General features: G+C 42.7%; 16 protein-coding genes. 5 read left to right on the top strand and 11 right to left on the bottom strand.

The genetic code is table 11. The annotated features are described in order from the left end of the window. Window positions 1–2 precede the first annotated feature (2 nt). From G626_RS0112860 to G626_RS0112850, 3 genes are all read right to left on the bottom strand, one after another. Window positions 3–1469, bottom strand: coding sequence for a SurA N-terminal domain-containing protein (locus G626_RS0112860; protein WP_022933199.1), 1467 nt, complete (start codon window positions 1467–1469; stop codon window positions 3–5). 81 nt (window positions 1470–1550) lie between these two features. Then, window positions 1551–2681, bottom strand: coding sequence for a D-alanine--D-alanine ligase family protein (locus G626_RS0112855; protein ID WP_022933198.1), 1131 nt, complete (start codon window positions 2679–2681; stop codon window positions 1551–1553). 1 nt (window position 2682) lies between these two features. Further along, the gene (locus G626_RS0112850) at window positions 2683–4452 is read right to left on the bottom strand and encodes a Mur ligase family protein (protein WP_022933197.1); all 1770 of its coding nucleotides are present in this window, start codon (window positions 4450–4452) and stop codon (window positions 2683–2685) included. 147 nt (window positions 4453–4599) lie between these two features. On the opposite strand from G626_RS0112850, the gene queD reads away from it, so the two are divergent. After that, a complete protein-coding gene (gene queD, locus G626_RS16700) occupies window positions 4600–5004 on the top strand; it encodes a 6-carboxytetrahydropterin synthase QueD (protein WP_022933196.1) in 405 nt (134 codons plus the stop codon). Between the two features lie 72 nt (window positions 5005–5076). On the opposite strand, the gene hisF is transcribed toward queD, so the two are convergent. Both hisF and hisH read right to left on the bottom strand, forming a co-directional pair. Then, on the bottom strand, window positions 5077–5841 hold the full coding sequence (gene hisF / locus G626_RS0112840; protein WP_022933195.1) for an imidazole glycerol phosphate synthase subunit HisF: 765 nt from the start codon (window positions 5839–5841) through the stop codon (window positions 5077–5079). A gap of 79 nt (window positions 5842–5920) precedes the next feature. After that, window positions 5921–6544 carry an imidazole glycerol phosphate synthase subunit HisH gene (gene hisH, locus G626_RS0112835; protein WP_027727186.1) on the bottom strand — a complete coding sequence of 208 codons (624 nt, stop codon included), beginning with the start codon at window positions 6542–6544 and terminating at the stop codon, window positions 5921–5923. Window positions 6545–6625: 81 nt separating this feature from the next. Between hisH and G626_RS0112830 the strand changes: the two genes are divergently transcribed. Then, a complete protein-coding gene (locus tag G626_RS0112830; RefSeq protein WP_022933194.1) occupies window positions 6626–7435 on the top strand; it encodes a GNAT family N-acetyltransferase in 810 nt (269 codons plus the stop codon). A 37-nt stretch (window positions 7436–7472) separates the two neighbouring features. On the opposite strand, the gene G626_RS0112825 is transcribed toward G626_RS0112830, so the two are convergent. Further along, complete coding sequence (locus tag G626_RS0112825; protein ID WP_022933193.1) at window positions 7473–8921, bottom strand: family 43 glycosylhydrolase; 1449 nt, start codon at window positions 8919–8921, stop codon at window positions 7473–7475. Between the two features lie 62 nt (window positions 8922–8983). Here G626_RS0112825 and G626_RS0112820 point away from each other — a divergent pair, with 62 nt between their 5' ends. Both G626_RS0112820 and G626_RS0112815 read left to right on the top strand, forming a co-directional pair. After that, window positions 8984–9259 carry a hypothetical protein gene (locus G626_RS0112820; RefSeq protein WP_022933192.1) on the top strand — a complete coding sequence of 92 codons (276 nt, stop codon included), beginning with the start codon at window positions 8984–8986 and terminating at the stop codon, window positions 9257–9259. A gap of 63 nt (window positions 9260–9322) precedes the next feature. Then, window positions 9323–10882, top strand: coding sequence for a RecQ family ATP-dependent DNA helicase (locus tag G626_RS0112815; protein WP_022933191.1), 1560 nt, complete (start codon window positions 9323–9325; stop codon window positions 10880–10882). Window positions 10883–11121: 239 nt separating this feature from the next. Here G626_RS0112815 and G626_RS16695 read toward each other — a convergent pair whose 3' ends face one another. Beyond that, window positions 11122–12381 (bottom strand): OmpA family protein, encoded by a 1260-nt coding sequence (locus G626_RS16695; protein WP_022933189.1) that lies wholly within the window; start codon window positions 12379–12381, stop codon window positions 11122–11124. Window positions 12382–12442: 61 nt separating this feature from the next. Between G626_RS16695 and G626_RS0112805 the strand changes: the two genes are divergently transcribed. Further along, the gene (locus G626_RS0112805) at window positions 12443–12865 is read left to right on the top strand and encodes a Holliday junction resolvase-like protein (protein WP_081647553.1); all 423 of its coding nucleotides are present in this window, start codon (window positions 12443–12445) and stop codon (window positions 12863–12865) included. 73 nt (window positions 12866–12938) lie between these two features. Here G626_RS0112805 and G626_RS0112800 read toward each other — a convergent pair whose 3' ends face one another. The 4 genes from G626_RS0112800 to G626_RS0112785 all read right to left on the bottom strand — a co-directional run bounded on the left by G626_RS0112800 (window position 12939) and on the right by G626_RS0112785 (window position 17639). Next, a complete protein-coding gene (locus G626_RS0112800; RefSeq protein WP_022933187.1) occupies window positions 12939–14603 on the bottom strand; it encodes a putative bifunctional diguanylate cyclase/phosphodiesterase in 1665 nt (554 codons plus the stop codon). A gap of 98 nt (window positions 14604–14701) precedes the next feature. After that, window positions 14702–15748 carry an extracellular solute-binding protein gene (locus tag G626_RS0112795; RefSeq protein WP_022933186.1) on the bottom strand — a complete coding sequence of 349 codons (1047 nt, stop codon included), beginning with the start codon at window positions 15746–15748 and terminating at the stop codon, window positions 14702–14704. 101 nt (window positions 15749–15849) lie between these two features. Next, window positions 15850–16731, bottom strand: coding sequence for an ABC transporter permease (locus G626_RS0112790; protein WP_022933185.1), 882 nt, complete (start codon window positions 16729–16731; stop codon window positions 15850–15852). Then, window positions 16731–17639, bottom strand: a complete 909-nt coding sequence (locus tag G626_RS0112785) for an ABC transporter permease (protein WP_022933184.1) — start codon at window positions 17637–17639, stop codon at window positions 16731–16733. Before G626_RS0112785 ends, G626_RS0112790 begins: the two co-directional genes overlap by 1 nt.

Raw genomic sequence — 17639 nt, 5'->3', positions numbered from 1 at the left:
TATTATCTCATGTAGTTGTCGAAATAAACTGAGAGGAAGTTGTTCTCAAGTTTATCACTATTCATAACAATGTCAGTTGCAGCATTACGATCATAAGTAAGGAAGAGATTTGTATTAACATCATCATCATCCGAAGAACCTTCTGTTGTATACTGAAGAACTGCGATGTTGCTGTTCAAAACAAATGGTTCAGACATTTCGTTGAGCTTAAGAGAGAATGCTGTATTGAGGAAGTTTTCATTCTTTTCTGCATTAGCAAGACCATCAGCAGAAGTATCGATCTTATTAAGAACATCGATGTTTCCGTAGTTGAGTGGGAATGGAGCAATTTCGCTTGCTTTAGCACCAAATTTTTCAGCTGCAGAGTTGAAGTCTGTCTTCTTTGCTTCTGCAATAAATTCTTTAGCTTTTGAAGTAAAGTAATCTTCAATTACTGTTGATTCATAAGCAGAAATGTATGAAGTAATTGTTCTCTGAATAGTTTCAGAATCAAAATCAGGTTTTGTGTATTCAGCATTATTCTTGAAAATTGAGTAGCCGTTTTTAGTCTGAATAATTCCGCTTACAGCATTAACTGCAAGACCTGTTACAGCAGCAAGGTCTTCTTTGTTTTCAAGAATGTTTTCAATCTGATACTGATATGAGTTTGTAAGTTTACCTTCTGAATTAGAATAGTTCTTATCTGAGTATTCAGAAACTGCATCTTCAAAAGTAATTTCGTTGTTAGAAATACGTTTAGCAATTGTTTCTGCATTTGCTTTGTCTTCAACAGTAATAACCATCATGTCATAGTTGTTGAATTTTGCTGCATTTTCTTTACCAAACTTAAGCTTTTCTTCAAGAGGGTAATCTGATTTCTGGAAAACAGCTACTTTGAAGCCACGCTGTTCTTTATTCATTTTTGCAATGAAAGCTTTTTCAGCTTCAGAAGTTTTAAGACCATAAAGCGGTGTAAGATAAAGTCTATCTTCTGTTGTGAAGTAGTCTTCTGAAAAACGGTTTGCAGTAAGGTTTGATTCTGCCGACTCATGAAGTTCCTGCTTGATGCTGTCAGAAGCCTGTTTGTAAAGCTTAGATGAGTAGTTACCGTCTGCATCCTGGAAATATGGAAGAATCTGACGTGTGATGGCAGATTTTGGTACCTTGTAACCAGATTTCTTAACTTCATCTGAGAATGCATAATTCATTACAGTAGAAGTAAATGCCTGGTTGAAAATCTGATAGTAAGTAGTCTGGTCAAGCTGCTGACCATACATCTGATACATCTGGCCGAACTGAGATACAAAGTTTGCAAACTCAGAGCCCTGCTCATATTTAATTTCTTTTCCGTTATATTTTCCGAAAACAGGAGCATCGCCGCCCTGGTTACGGCTTGTTCTGCCTTCAACTGCAGGAAGAACAACGAAACAGAATGCACAGATCAAAAGAATAATCAATGATCCGAGTGTGTAAACAGTATTTTTTTTCATAATAAAGTTTCCTTTTTTTTATGATATTTGATAAAAATAATTGGAATATTTTACCATATAATTAGTATGAAGTCTAGTTTTTTATCGGCTGGTGCTCAACTTGCTCTTTGCCTCGTAGCGGGCAACTGCCTCTTTTATCAGAAGATCTACAAGTTCAGGGAACTTGAGTCCTGCGGCATCGCACATCTTAGGGAACATGCTGATTGGAGTAAAGCCAGGCATTGTATTGATTTCGTTGAGGTAAACAGCCTTTGAGTCGCGGTCAATAAAGAAATCAACTCGCGAAAGACCTGTTGCATCAAGAACCTTGTAGGCTGCACAGGCAGTTTTTCTGATTTTTTCAAGGTCGTTTTCAGAAAGTTCTGCAGGAACCATAAGATTTGCACCATCCGGGTCATTGTACTTAGCATCAAAATCATAAAAATCATGATTAGGTTTAATTTCGCCAGGAATATAAGCAACTACATCTTCAACATCGCTGTCTGCAGGGTAGGTAACTGAGTTTCCTGTAACGCTGCATTCAATTTCGCGGGCATTGTTGAGAGATTTTTCTACGAGAATCTTATCATCCCAGTTGAAGGCTTCCATAATTGCAAATTGAAGTTCTTTGCGGTCCTTTGCCTTTGAAGCACCGTTAGAGCTTCCTGCACAGCAAGGTTTTACAAACATAGGATAACCGAGTTCTTTTTCTGTTTCTTCGATAACTGCATCATAAACAATGCTGTCTAAAACAACAGAACGCTTAATGCAGACATAAGGTACGACAGGGAGTCCAACGCTCTGCCAGATAAGCTTTGTTTTTTCCTTATCCATTGTGAGGGCAGAAGCAAGTGGTGTACAGCCAACGTAAGGAATATCAGCCATTTCAAAAAGGCCCTGTATAGTACCGTCTTCACCATAAGTTCCGTGAAGGGCAGGGAAAACAACATCAATGTCTAATGGCTTTCCACCAGCAACAAAGGCCTTTTTTCCGCCGGCCGGAACAATGCTCACAGCCTTGCTTTCATCTTCTTTGATTGTAAGAACGGCCTTAGAGTCCTTGCAGATTCTTTCGTATTCAGCATCCGGCTGAAGGTACCATTTACCTGCTTTTGTAATACCAATCAAAAGAACCTTGTTTTCTTTTTTGATATTGCTTGCAATTGCTGCTGCCGAAACAAGGCTTACTTCGTGTTCGCCTGAACGGCCTCCGTATATTACTGCTATGGTCATCTTATTTTTCCCCCTGTGTGAATCCCATCTCTTTTAATGCTTTTTTTGCCTCGCTGATTTCATCATAAGGCATAACATGGTCTTTATAAATAATACTGTTTTCGTGCGACTTTCCGAGCAGAAGAACTATGTCTCCCTTTGCGGCCATCTTAAAGGTCTCGCGGATTGCCTGAGGTCTGTCATGAATGATAAAGAGATTTTCGCCCATTACTTTACCTTCTTTGATTGCTCCTTCTGCAATCATTTTAAGAAGCTCTACAGGATCTTCACCGCGAGGGTCTTCATCTGCAAGAACGATTGTATCGCAGAAGCGGGCTGCTATCTGGCCCTGAAGGGGACGTTTTGTAAGGTCGCGTTCACCGCCACTGCCGAAGAGGGCAAAGATACGGCCATTGCAGCGCTTGCGGAGCGGCGGGAAGATTGTCTCGAAGCTTGAAGGTGTGTGTGCGTAATCTACAATTAATTCGAAAGGCTGGCCTTCGTCGATAACAGTCATGCGACCTTTAATCGGTGTAAGCTGCGGAATGAGGACTGCCAGTTCTTCGAATGAACGGCCGGTTACACTGCTTACAGCTGTAATGGCTGCCATAAGATTATAGGCATTGAATGCTCCCGGCAGGCTTGCCTTTACATCAAAGTGGCTGTGAGGGCGTGGCTGTACCGGGTCGTAGTTCTCCGGATAAAGGGCATTTTCTCCGTCTGCATCTACATCAAAACTAAGACCATAGGTTGCGCTTGCAATATTGCGGGCTGTCATGTAGCGGAGATTATCTGGAATTGGTGGAAGTGGTGTAGCCTCGCTTCCGCTTTCTGCTGCAGCATTTCCTGCTTTTCCTTCTGTTGTAAAGCCGTATACAGGCTGCTTTGTTGCTTCAATAAAGTACTGGGCAGAAGGATCTTCCAGATTAACAATTCCAATAGAATTGATTTTCTGCTTTGTGCCTGCAATTGTTTTAAGATGATTATGCTTGTCGAGAGCGCGGAAAAGGTTTGCCTTGTCACTGCGGTAGGTTTCGAAGTTTTTATGGAACTCAAGATGCTCAAGAGTTACATTCATGAATACTCCGCAGTCAAAAAGAATATTACCGCAGCGGTTGAGCTTTGTAGAAAGTCCGTGAGAAGAGGTCTCTACAACTGCATATTTACAGCCGTTTTCCAGCATTTCATTAAGATGATGCTGGATGATTGGTGCTTCCGGAGTTGTCTGATGCTGAGGATTAGGAAGGGCATCTCCGCCAAAGGAATATTCAACAGTAGAGATAAAGCCTGCCTTTTCTCCGCATGCTCTCAGAAGCTGCCAGATAAAGCTTACTGTACTTGATTTTCCTTCTGTACCGGTTACTCCGATTACAATAAGCCGTTCACTTGGATTATCATAAAAGCTTGCAGAAAGAGGAGCCATTGCAAAGCGGGCATCTGGTACATTGATGAGGGCAGGGGCAAACTTTTGAGCTTCATCAGAAATGGCGTTGTCGATTGTACGCTTAATGATGGCTTCTGCAACGTCTTTTTTCTGGGCTGGAGTGAGCTCTCCCTGAAAAACAACTGCGTTAGCTCCGGCTAAAATTGCCTGCTCAATGTAATTGTTTCCGTCTGTGTGGGTACCAGGAAGGGCAAAAAATAGAGAATCCTTTGTAACTTCTCTTGAGTCGAATACAAGGTTCGTAATACGTATATTATTGATTTCAGATAAATCTGTAATTTTACTTCCGTCAGCTGCAACTATTGTGTTCTGAAAAGCCGGCAGAATCTGTGAAAGTTGTTTTGTCATTCTTATATTATAGTGAATTAATTACTGTTTGTCATTGAAAATGGATTGCTTCACCATCGGTTCGCAATGACTGTCATTGCGAGGCGCGAAGCGACGTGGCAATCTATATATATAGATTAATTTCTGTTAAAGATTTATAAATATTCTATGTTTGAAGTAAGAGTAACAGCGGATTTTGCGGCCGCACATTTTTTAAGAGACTATAACGGCAAGTGTGAGAACCTCCACGGCCATAACTATAAAGTATACGCTCATGTAAAAGGGCCGGAGCTGAACGAGGGCGGCATGCTGATGGATTTTTCTAAGCTCAAGGGTGCTTTGCGTCTGGTTTGCAAGGAGTTAGATCACACTAACTTAAATGATATGTCTGTATTCGACCAGAACCCGAGTGCAGAACGCATTGCCATGTATATTTACAATGGAATAATAGATTTTCTGAAAAACGAAGGACTGGATCTGACTTACAAGAAAGGCAAGAAAGGTCCAGTCCTTTATGCAGTTGATGTTTTTGAAACTGAAACAAGCCGTGCACGATATCGCGTAGATGAATAGACCCCGAAACAAGTTCGGGGTGACAGCCACGTTGTTTGGGGTGACGTCATGCTGAACTTGTTTCAGCATCTTTTACATACGCATCGGAACGCCCATAGTGTTCAATTCGTCTTTTATTTGGCCAACGGTGTAAGTTCCGTTGTGAACCATGCTGGCAACAAGAGCTGCATCTGCCTTGCCTGCTGTAAGGGCGTCTGCTAAGTGGGCAGGAGTACCGCCGCCGCCGCTTGCAATAACAGGTACCGGTACATTTTCGGAAATAAGGCGGGTGAGCTCGATGTCGTAGCCGTTTTTAGTTCCGTCTGCATCCATTGAGTTCAAAACAATTTCGCCGGCTCCAAGCTCAACGCCGCGCTTTGCCCATTCAAGAGCGTCCAGGCCTGTGTCTACGCGGCCACCGTTGATTGTTGTTCCAAAGCCGCTCGGCTTTGTAGGGTCTCGGCGAACGTCCATTCCAAGAACAATAGACTGACTTCCGAAGACTTTTGCGCCTTCTGTAATAAGGCCTGGATTACGCACAGCCTGTGAGTTCAGAGAAACCTTTTCAGCTCCTGCAAGAATTGTAGAGCGGATATCTTCGATTGTACCAATACCGCCGCCTACGCAGAAGGGAATGAAAACCTGCTGGGCAACACGGGAAATCAAATCGAGAATAGGACCGCGACCACGGGCAGAGGCTATGATATCATAAAATACCAGCTCGTCTACGCCCTGGCGGTAATATTCTGCGGCCATCTCAACCGGGTCGCCGATGTCTATATTATTCTGAAACTTTACACCCTTAGTGGTGCGTCCGTCTTTTACATCCAGACAAATTATAATTCGTTTTTTTAACATGGTTACTCCAACAATGTGGTTTCGATACGGCTTGCAGCCTACTCAACCACCGGTGGTTGAGCTTGTCGAAACCACATTTTTATAACTTACAGAAGTTCTCAATAATCTTCAGACCAGTAATGCCACTTTTTTCCGGGTGGAACTGACATGCAAAAACATTTCCTTTCTGGATTACAGCCGGAACTTTAATTCCGTATTCTGCGCTTGCCTTTACTACCGAACGGTCGTTAGGACAAATCACAAAGGAATGAACAAAGTAAACATCAGAATCATTTATGATTCCGGCCAGAATAGGGCAGTCGCCGTTTTCAAAAGTTATGTTATTCCAGCCCATATGGGGAACCTTGATTTTCTCTTCCTTCATCTTTGGCTCAATCGTATAAAAATGTTTGATTTCGCCTTCTACAAGCCCAAGACACTTAGCGTCGCCTTCTTCTGAATGCTCAAAAATAATCTGAGAGCCAACGCAGATTCCAAGCAAAGGCTTTCCTGCCGCAACCTGCTCGCGGACAAAAGAATCAAAGCCGCTTTTCTTCAGCTCTGCCATTGCATAAGCGTCGTCTCCATCTCCAGGAAACATAAAGCGGTCGCAGTCTTTCAATTCAGAAGGATTTTTAGAACGGATATAGGGAATCTTCAGATAGTCCAGAGCCCGCTCCAGACTAGTGATATTTCCCGCATTAAAATCAATAATTCCAACCATGTTTCTGATTATAGAAAAAAATCTCTTTCTTCACAATCACAAAAACAATATAATCCAAGATATTCATAACAGGAGACGCTTATGGACACATTTGCAAACGAAAAAGATTTTGAATTACTGGAACAAGACAAGTACACTTTTTTTGTTTTGAAGCGCATTTTGGGTGGAGACTGCCAGCTTATTCTTTCCGACCATTCGCGTCTCATTATCTGTTTTTCCTGCAGCCCTTTTCCTGTATGGATCTGGACTGCTGATGATGTAAATGAAGATGAATTGAAGCAGGCTTACCAGCTTGCTATGGAACATGGCTTTTTGGACGAGACTCACAGAATCAATTTAAAATATCCTCTTGCAGAATATTTTATGAAACGTGCTGAAGCAGAAGGGAAAAAATTAGAGATTCTTACAAATATGTTTGCTTATGATTGCCCCAAGCTTGTGGAGGCCCCGACTCCTACCGACGGCTACTTTGTCCTTTGTGTTGAAGAAGAAAGGGAAGAACTTGCAGAGTTTATGGATTTGATGCATCGTGAAATTGGTTTTGACCAGCAGGAAAGAAGTAAGTATCTTGTGAATGCAGGTGAAGCAATAAAAGGGAAGGGAACTTTTTTCTGGAAGAATAAAGAAGGAAAGAATGTTGCCAGCTGCGATTACAGACCTAACGGTGAACTGGCAAGTATCGGCCTTGTATTTACAAGACCGGAATACCGCCGTCACCATTATGCTGAAAATCTTGTTTATCAGGTGGCAAAAATCGCAAAGGAAAAAGGATATCTTCCAATGCTTTATACTGATGCTGATTACAAAGCCTCAAATGCCTGCTACGAAAAAATAGGTTTTATTCTTCGCGGCAAGCTTTGTACAATCGGCAACCCGGATAATTACGAGTAGATTGCTTCGTCGCATTCGCTTCTCGCAATGACGATGATTAATCAAAAGTAAATTTGTCGAACTCTGCGATTATTTCTTTTGATGAAGAAAGGAACTCAAAGTAAATAGCCCGCTTACCAATTACTCCAGAGGTGAGTGGGGCTGTTGCCTGTTTGTCGCCTTTCTTCATATTGAAGCAGGCAATCTCTTTTCCTTTATAATTGTCCAGTCGCACTTTTACTGTCAAATCTTCCTTAGCAAGAATATCAGCTGTAACTGTGTGAGGTGTATTGCAACCAAACTGCAGATAGCGGAAGCCAACAGTCAATCCATTTGTAATGTCAACAATCGGAGAACTTACATTATCATCCTTTTCGTAAACAGGCTTGATGTAGGCTCCGCCTGCGCCACCGTTGTAACCGCCCTTTGCACCGCCGTAAATGTGAACTGCATAACCTGCAGAAATCCACTTGCGGGCATCAAGACCGTTGATGTGGGCACCCTGCGAAGTCATCTCAACCGGCTCCGAAGCTACCGGTTCGCCGTCCTTATAAGTAATCTTACCAACAAAAATGCGGCCGGCCTTATCCATTGCAACATCAACCGGTTCGATCATAGCCTGGCGGGCATACTCATCAGTTCCAATCTGACGGTGGTAGAAAATATACCACTGGCCGTTAACTTCCATAAGGCTTCCGTGGTTGTTGCCCCAGCGGTAGCTCATCTGATTTTTGCCGTCCGGACCAGGAAGAATCTCGCCGCCGTTAAAGCTGATGTCGCCGCCCATCTTGTAGTCTCCGAGCGGGGTGTCGCTATATTTGTAGGACAGAAATCCGTTACAGTCTTCGTAAACGCCATACTGAGGCTGATGAGTGTAGTAGCGCTTTGAATAGATGTAAACATATTTACCAAAAAGCTTACGAGGAGAAGAAGCCTCAAAGAAGGCGTCCTTTTCATCTTCCATTCCGTCTTTTGGCGACCATGGCGCAATACAGTGTTTTACAACATTTTCTCGTAAAGTCTCCTTTTTGATTGTAGCCATATCATCATTGAGTTCGGCGCAGTACTGCTTGCAGAAGCCCCAGAAGGCATAAACGCGGCCGTCATCATCAACTAAAATACCAGGATCAAAGCCAAGTTCTGTTTTTACAGGATTTGTAAAAGGACCGGCAGGATTCTTACTTGTTGCAAGCATGATTCGTGAGCCCTTTGCCTCAGCCGCATACATATAAAAAGTGTCGCCCTTCTGAACAACATCAGGAGCATAGAGAATGCCGCCGTCTGTTGCAGTATAGCAGACACCGTGGCATTTCCAGTTAGTTAAATCGTCAACTGGAGCCGACCATACAACCTGATCCGGACCGCAGTATTCAGTTTTTACAGTATCGTGAGAGCCGTAAAGATAAACTCGTTTTTCTCCATTGTATTCAAAAACACGAGGTTCCCCATCAGGAACATGCTCCCAAAATGGCATATATGGATTTGCACCGTGAATGTATTCTTTCATTTTTTCCTTCCTTCTTATACTTTTATGTTAAACGTTTTATATAAGATAAATTAGAAACGGTAATGTTTCAAGTACAGCTGGCCGATATAAAAACTATGACAATAAAAGAATATATCCCAGTAATACTTGGCGTTCTCAAAGACCTCCGTGTAATCGGCACCGTTATTGTCATGATTTTAGTAATTCAGTTCGCTAAATTCGTAACCACCTACCGCAAAAAGCCTCCAAAGCCAAAGAAAGCAAAGGCCGCTAAAGCCGCTCAGCCAGCAAAAGAAGAGAAGAAAGACGAAAAGGCTGCAGAAGGCGATGCAGCAGCCGGCGGCGAAGAAAAAAAATAAAAAAAATCAAAATTATTCTCAAAAAACTTCCTGAAATAGCAAAAGTCGCACCATATTATATATATGGAAAGTGATGAAAAACTTCAGACACAAAACGAAGAAATCTCTGATGATTTTGTGACCCAGACTGCCTTTAAGAATTTTGGCATTAAGTATCTCTATCCCTGGCAGAGGCTTGTGGTGGCAAATATTCTTGAAGCCTATGAATATCACAAAAACATGGCAGATTATGAGGATATCGGTGAGGCTGATGACTCTTTTTGCAAGGGACGTCAGATAGTTTTGCTGCCGACGGGGGCGGGAAAATCATTGTGTTTTCAGATTCCGGCTCTGCTGCTGGACGGCCCCTCGCTGATTATTTACCCGCTGCTTGCTCTGATGAGCGACCAGCAGCGGCGAATGGAAGAGGGAAGTCTTCGCAGTGTAACCTTTAGAGGCGGGCAGACTGATGAAGAGCGGGCCGAAAACTTCCGGAAGATAAGGGAAGGGGCACAGATTATTCTTGCCAACCCCGAGGTGCTTCAAAGTGAGACTCTTCTAAATCAGCTTAAGGAAGTTGGAATAAAGCACATTGCGATTGATGAGGCCCATTGTGTTTCTGAATGGGGGGATTCTTTTAGACCGGCATATCTTGGCCTTGGAAATGTAATTAAGGTTATAAATCCGCCGGTGATTACGGCTTTTACTGCAACGGCTTCCCCTGAGGTACTTAGCCGTGTTGCAGAAATCTTATTTGATGGCCAGGCTCATATTGTCCGCAGCGAAAGTGACCGCAAGAATATCATTTATTATGTGCGTTATGCCGCCGCCAAGAAAAAGGAAGCACTGGTGCTGGCCCGCACAGAAGCCCGGCCTATGATAATTTTTTGTGGTACCCGTAATAAATGCGAAGATATGGCGCGGGAGCTAAATCTCTGCTTTGGAGATGGAAGTGCCCGTTTTTATCATGCAGGGCTGGAAAAAGCCGAAAAGGATGAAACTGAAAAATGGTTTTATGACAGTACTGATGGGGTTCTGTGCGCCACCTGCGCTTACGGGATGGGCGTAGATAAAAAAAATATAAAGACGGTTGTGCATCTTGAAGCCTCCGCCACGGCGGAAGCTTATATTCAGGAAGCCGGAAGAGGGGGGCGTGACGGAAGTATTGCAAAAGCGATTTTGCTCTGGAGCCCGGAGGATTCGCTTAATTATTCTGTTTTCAAAAAAGGCTCGAGAGAGGCTGCCTTGCGTGAGTTTGCAGAAACTGATAGCTGCCGCCGTCAGGTTCTGCTGGATGCATTGGGAGCGGAGCAGGCTGTTTGCAGCGGCTGTGATTTATGTGATGCGAGACGACAGCTGGCCCAAGGAAAAAAACTGAAAAAGCCTGCGCCTTCCGACTGGCAAGAGGCCTACGAAATTATCCGCAAGGCCCGCAATTATTATTCCGAAGACGACATTGAAACAGAACTCTTTGAAAGAATGAACGCCAGAACCCGTGCACTCTTAGGCCTGAACGTCTGGACCCACAAGGATACGGTAGAAGTTGTAAAACAACTGAAAGACAGCGGCCGCATAGAGCTGGATAATTTCCTCTGGAAAGGCAGATTACGAATCAGGAAGAATAAAAAAATGAAGTCTTCCTAATATGAATTGATTTGCTACGTTTACAATTACAGCAAATAAAAAATCTGAAGTGCTTCCGCTACACCGATTGCAAAACTGCGGGCGAGCTGGTTTTTGTGAAAAAATCCTGCGGTTTTGCTTCGCAAAATCCTCGGATTTTTTTTATGGCTAAACGCCAAATACCCCTCGATGCAGTTTTGCATCGGTTTCGCTCACGCACTTCAGATTTTTTGCATATCGGTTAATTAAAACTAAGCGACTTAATCCATAATCGTAATCTCAACGCGACGATTTTTTATTCTTCCTGCTTCTGTGGCATTCGATGCTACCGGTTCTGTGGCGCCCTTTCCCTGTGTGAACACATGATACTGGTCACGGATTCCAAGTTCCACCAGGTAAGAGGCAACCGACTCCGCGCGTTCTTCACTCAATTGCTGTTGAGCCTTTACTGTACCGCGCTGTGCGCAGTGTCCGGTAATCAAAAGGTCATTGTTGAACTCTTTAAGAATCTCACCCAGCTTTTCAATCTTCTTCTTTTCTGAAGGAAGCAGTACATCAGAATCCGGCTCAAACTGAATTGCATCCAGACTGATTGTAAGGCCTTTTTCGCCCTGTTTTACGGAAATATTGTCCAGCTTGTATTTTTCAACCTTTTTCTGCAGCTTTTTAAGATTAGTTTTATCATTTACAGATTTATATTCAGTAACTTCCCCGTGGGCTGTTCCCCTGAAAGCATAGGTATTACCGAAGGTGTCGTACATATAAATTACAAATTCTTCGACATAGTGATCCAGGTCGCCGCGTTCATTATCCCACCAGATTTTTTGTACAGCCTGGCCCTGAGTGCCTGCATATGTGCTGCCACTTGCAGTGCCATAAAGATAAGAGTCATACCAGTCCTGGCCGAGACTGCCTTTGTCACCTGCTTCTCCAGCATCCTGAAAGAATTTATATTCAACTTCAATTACATTAAGCTTTTTTCCATCAATTTCTTCGTCGCCTGTGTAAGTATAAGTTGCAGTAAAAGGAACCTGAATAGCTTCTTCCATGTTAAAAAGTTCCCTGCAGTCGTGAACTTCAAGTCCATCGCTGGTCCAGGATTCACCGATTTTGATTTTTTTATCAGAAAAAGAAGGTACACTCTGAACAGTAGGAAGAAAATCGTTATCTGAATCGTGGAGCTGGCCGTTTTTGTCTCGGTAAAGCCTTACAGACTCTTCTTCACCCCAGGAAAGCATTTTTCCGGTCTCTTTAAAGAAGTTGTTCTGGGTTGTCATATAATGGGTAAAAAGCTTTGCTGATCCATCATTCTGAGTTTCTGTAACAGTTGTAGATGTACGGTTTATAAACTGTGTCTCGTTATGCAGCTGTCCGTTCAAATATGCTTCTTCTTCTACAGTCGCAACATGTACAACAGCTTCTCCCTTGTTTTGATTAAATTCAAATAAAACGCCTTCATCTTCGGCAAAAAGAGATGCTGAAAAAAGTATGAGTGCAGCGATAAATGCTCTGCTTTTCATAAAAAACTATCCTCCTGAAAATCTACTTACATTATCGGTTATTTTGCTTTATATTGTAAAAATGATTAGTCAGATTTTAAGTTACATAAAAAATACAGCAACGGCAATACCTTTGCCGGCCATTATTCTTACAGCGATTCTCTTTATTCTTTTGATTATTCAGACAATCCGCCTGCATGCCGGTAATTCAAAAATCCGCCGGGATGCAATTAAGCGTTCCCGCTCTGTAATCGGCGGTCAGTTAGCCGAGCAGGTAGCACCTTTTTTACCCGGATTTCCCTGTAACCCCGGAGATGCACGTTTTATAGGAAAGCCAGTGGATTTTATAGCCTTTCCCGGTATATCAGAGGATGATGAGGTTCACGAAGTGCTTTTAATTGAAGTTAAAACCGGAAAATCTAACCTGAGCGGCCGTGAACGGGAAGTAAAAAGGGCGGTTGCCGAAGGCCGGGTGCGCTATGTGGAATACAGGGTGGGAGAGTAGGTGGTTTCGATACGGCTTCGCCTACTCAACCACCGGTGGTTGAGTAGCCCGCAGGGTGTATCGAAACCACTTGCTAATTCTTCAAAAGTGCATTTACATCACCTGCAAGATAGGCATCGCAGAGGTGATATGGCATAGGTTTTCCGCGGAGAAAGCCCTGAACAAAGTTACAGCGGAACTGATTAAGCATATTCAGCTGAGCAGTGTTTTCAACACCTTCCGCAATAGTTTCAAGCCCCATTTTTTCAACCATATCAATGATAGAGCGGGTAATTGTTGCCTGAACACCGTCTTCAGAAGTGATATCATTAATAAAGGCTTTATCAATTTTAAGGGTGTTCAAAGGCAGCATCTGCAGATAGCTCAATGAAGAGTAGCCGGTTCCAAAATCATCCAGAGAAACACGGCAGCCCATAGCCTTAATCTGTCGCAGCTTTTCGATTGCGTCTCCCATGTTATTAATCATTACACCTTCTGTAATTTCAATCTCGAGAAGACTAGGATCAACCTTAAAGGTGTTAATCATATCAGCTAATTCTTCTACAAAGCCTTCTCCCAGCAGCTGAATAGGCGAAACGTTTACAGAAATGATTCCGTTGAAATTATATTTTGCCTGCCAGGTTTTAAGGGTATTAATGGCAGTGTACAAAACCCATCTGCCGATTGGAACAATAAGACCGGTTTCTTCTGCAAGCGGAATAAAAACTGAAGGAGAAATGTTACCAAGTTCATCATCATTCCAGCGGATAAGGGCTTCAAAGCCGCGTAGTTTTCCTGTCTGAATATCAAACTGCGGCTGATAGTACTGGGTAAAGCTGCTTTCGAGCAGGGCGGCATTCATTCTTGTCTGAATTGTAAGATGCTGAATGAATACTCTCTGCATTTCCGGTTCAAAGTAGAAGAAACTGTTCTTTCCGTTTTTCTTTGCATAATGTACGGCCATATCTGCAAAGCGAATCATTTCATCCTTCTGCTCTGTATTTGTAGGGAACATAGAAATTCCGCCTGAAACAGAAATCTGCTTTAACTGGAAGGCATCGAAAATACAGTCTATAAAGTTTACAAGGGAGTCTTGAGATTCAAAATTTGTGATAATAACTGCAAATTCATCATCTCCATAGCGGAAAATCTGGATATATTCACGCTGGAACTGCTTGAGTACATCGGCTACGTCAAGAATTACCTTGTCTCCTGCCTGACTTCCCAGCGAATCATTTATATTCTGAAGATTATCAATATCAATTACGAGCAGGGCCGCATAAAATTTCTTAAAGCGGGCTGTTTCAAGGGTAATTGCAAAGGAGTCTGCAAAGCCTGTACGGTTAGAAAAGCCTGTCATAGGGTCTGTAATAAGGGTTTTCTTAAGCTTTCTGTAATATTCACGCTCTGAAGTTATATTGATGAAGGTGATTATGATGTAGCGGTCTTCCGGCAGCCATTTCATTTCAATTTTATACCAGGCCTGAGTTGATGGTGAAAAATACTTTACATCATCGTAAAAACGGCCTGCAATGGCATCCAGGGCCATTTTGAACCAGGGGATGTCAGAAGTGATGTTCATGGAAAAATCAGACCATCTTGGCTTGTTCTGAAGTACGTGACTTGCTGCTTTTTTTAGTTCTTCGTTTGTGTAGATTATGTCGAAATCGGTGATTTTACCGGAAGTGTCTTTTATGGGGGTTGCGACTACAACTGGAGCCGCGATATTGTCGAGAACCGAAAGAAGGTTTACGCTCATTTTTTACCTGCTATATTTTTTAATTCCCCTCTCGGCAATTATTATAGTAAGTCCAAAATGAGCATAAGTCAAATTCTTTTTATAGAAACGGAAAAGAATTAGTCAGCAGTAAAGCGGATTGTTTCCCACTTTTCGTTGAACTTTTCGAGGTCTTCGCCTACGTCGAGTTTAAGTTCTCCGCCTGCCATTTCTTCTGCCTTGTACATTGGCACTGTTGTGCGGTGTTTTTCTGCTTCGAGGTTTACATAGCCAGGGAAGCGGAAGTCATCAAGGAACATAGCATAGATTTCTGGTCTGTGGATGAAGTTGATGAACTCGTTGGCGCGGTCGTAGTGCTTTGCACCCTTAAGAATAACCATAGAGTCCAGGTACATAGGGCCGCCTTCCTTTGGAATAAAGAAGTCAATCATATCGGCCTGTTTTTCTTCTGGAACTTCACCAAATACAACTTCGGCATAACCCTGACAAACCCAGAAGTCACCTGCGGCGAAAGACTTTCCAAAACCTTCAGCGTCAAACTTTACAAGGTTAGGCTTCCATGAGTTATTGATAAGGTCTGTAGCAGCCTGAAGCTTTGCATCATCAACTGTGTTTACAGAAAGTCCCTGGTAAGCAAGAGCATCTCCGATAACCTCACGCATATCGTCCATCATAGACATGTGGCCCTTAAGGTCTGTGCGGGCAAAAATGTTCCATGATTTTTCGTAGTCAGAAACCTTCTGTTTGTTTACGGCAATACCGGCCATACCAAGGTAGTAAGGAACCTGCCATTCCATTTCAGGGTCAAAGGTCATAAGCTTTTTGCAGTCGATGTTGATGTATTTTTTGTTTGTAAACTTTGACTGGTCAATTTTCTGCAGCATCTTCTGATTAATCATAATAGAAGTGTAGTCCTGAGAAGGGAAGGTAATATCGTATCCCTTTGCTCCGGCCTTAAGCTTAGCGTACATAACTTCGTTTGAGTCGAAGGTATCAACCTTTACAGTACAGTTGAATTCCTTTTCAAAAGCACGAAGAACTGAATCTGGAGTGTAGTAAGTCCAGTTGTAGAGGTAAAGTGTTCCATCGTCTTTTTCGTCACCACATGAGGTGAAACAGAATGTTGCAGCAACGAGTGTCATAATTGCAAGTGCAATCTTTTTCATAAAAATGTATCTCCTATAATAGTGGTTTCGATACGACACTACGTGTCTACTCAACCACCGGTGGTTGAGTGCCGCGAAGCGGTTTATCGAAACCACATGTATTAATGTCCTGCGGCAAAGCCTTTTAGTCCCTTACGGCACAAGAAGGCAATTGAGCAGGTAAAAATAATCATAATAACAGAAAGTGAGTTTATTACCGGTGAAACGCCGAAGCGGATCATCGAATAAACGTAAAGCGGAAGTGTTGTGCTTCCCGGGCCTGAAACAAAGAAGGTAATTACAAAGTCTTCGAGAGACATTGTAACAGCCATCAAAAAGCCCGAAAGAATACCAGGCATAATTGCAGGAACAACTACCTTAAACATTGTCTGTTTTTCTGTAGCCCCAAGGTCGTGAGCTGCTTCAACAATCGAAAAATCAAATTCATCGAGGCGGGCGTTCACCATCAAAAATACGAAAGGCAGACAGAAGGTTGTGTGGGCTGCAAAAACGGTAAATAAACCAAGTGGCAGATGAATACCACTGAAGAAAATTACCATAGAAATACCAATGATAACCTCAGGCAAAACCATAGGCAGGTAGGTGAGGGTTTGAATAAACTTCTTACCCTTGAACTTATACCAGTTTACACCGATGGAAGCCATTGTTCCAAGCACTGTAGAAACCAGAGCAGAAGAAAAGGCTACGAGAATACTATTCAAAAGTGCCTGCCAGAGGGCCTTCGAATTAAAGAAAAGTTCTTTGTACCAGTTGAGGCTTACCTTTGTAAACTCTGCACCCTTACTTGCATTGAAAGAATATACAATGATTACAAAGAGGGGCAGGAAGAGGAAGATAATTGTGAGCCAGAGAACCAGCTTTGAAAAAGAAAATTTGTGACCGTGACGGCGCCAGGCTCTTTTTGCGTGGCGGGCATTTTCTGAACGCGGGCGGTTTTTGCCTGATAAGGCATCGTGAATCAGCATACCAAGATTTCTTGCCATTACTGTACCCCTCCCACATAGTTATCTTCTTTAGTGTTCTTCTTTTTAAGCTGAGCGTCTTTGCTGTTTGTTCTTGTAATCATCATAATTCCGATTACAGAAATCAAAGTAATTACCATAGAGAAAGCAGCGGCCAGAGGCCAGTTACGGGTCTTCTGAACCTGATCTACGATGATATTACCAAGCATGTAAGAATCTTTACCGCCGACCAGCAAAGGAACAGTATAAGCACCGAAAATAGGAATGAAGGTAAAAATCAAGGCAGAAATAATACCGCTGCGGATTCCCGGAATCAAAACCTTGAACATAGACTGTGGCTTGGTTGCACCAAGGTCGCGGGCAGCTTCAAGCAGAGAAAAGTCAAAGCGGTCTACTGCGGTAAAAATAGGTAGAATTGCATAAGGGATGTACATGTAAACGCTTACAAGAATTACGGCCTTTGTATTATAGAGGAAAGGAACGTAATCTTTAATTATATGCAACTTCATCAATATCTGATTGAGAATACCGTCGTTGTTGAGAATGCTCATCCAGGCAAAAATACGAATCAGGGAGTTTGTCCAGAAAGGTATGATTACCAGGAAGAGGAAGAGAGTCTGATGACGGCTGCGGGCCATTGCGTATGCACTCGGAATCGAAACTAAAATCGTTATTATAGTAGAAATAATAGTGATTTTAAGAGTTCTCAGCACAATCAGGCCATATTCAGGCTTGCACATCTGCTTGTAGGCCTTGAGAGAGAAGTTCCATTCTACGCCGCCGTAAATACCTTTTTTGAGAAAGCTGTAAACAAAGATGATTACCAGAGGCGCAACAAAGAAGATTATAAACCAGAGCCCCATAGGCCAGCCGTAAAAAGAGCCGACACGAGAATCGTGCAGTTCTTTAGAAAGTTTCTTTTCTTTCAT

Origin of the sequence: Treponema bryantii NK4A124, from assembly GCF_000421345.1 — a bacterium.
GTDB classification, from domain to species: domain Bacteria; phylum Spirochaetota; class Spirochaetia; order Treponematales; family Treponemataceae; genus Treponema_D; species Treponema_D bryantii_B.
Note: the sequence above shows the minus strand (reverse complement) of the source record. Positions and strands in the feature narration are given on the sequence as shown.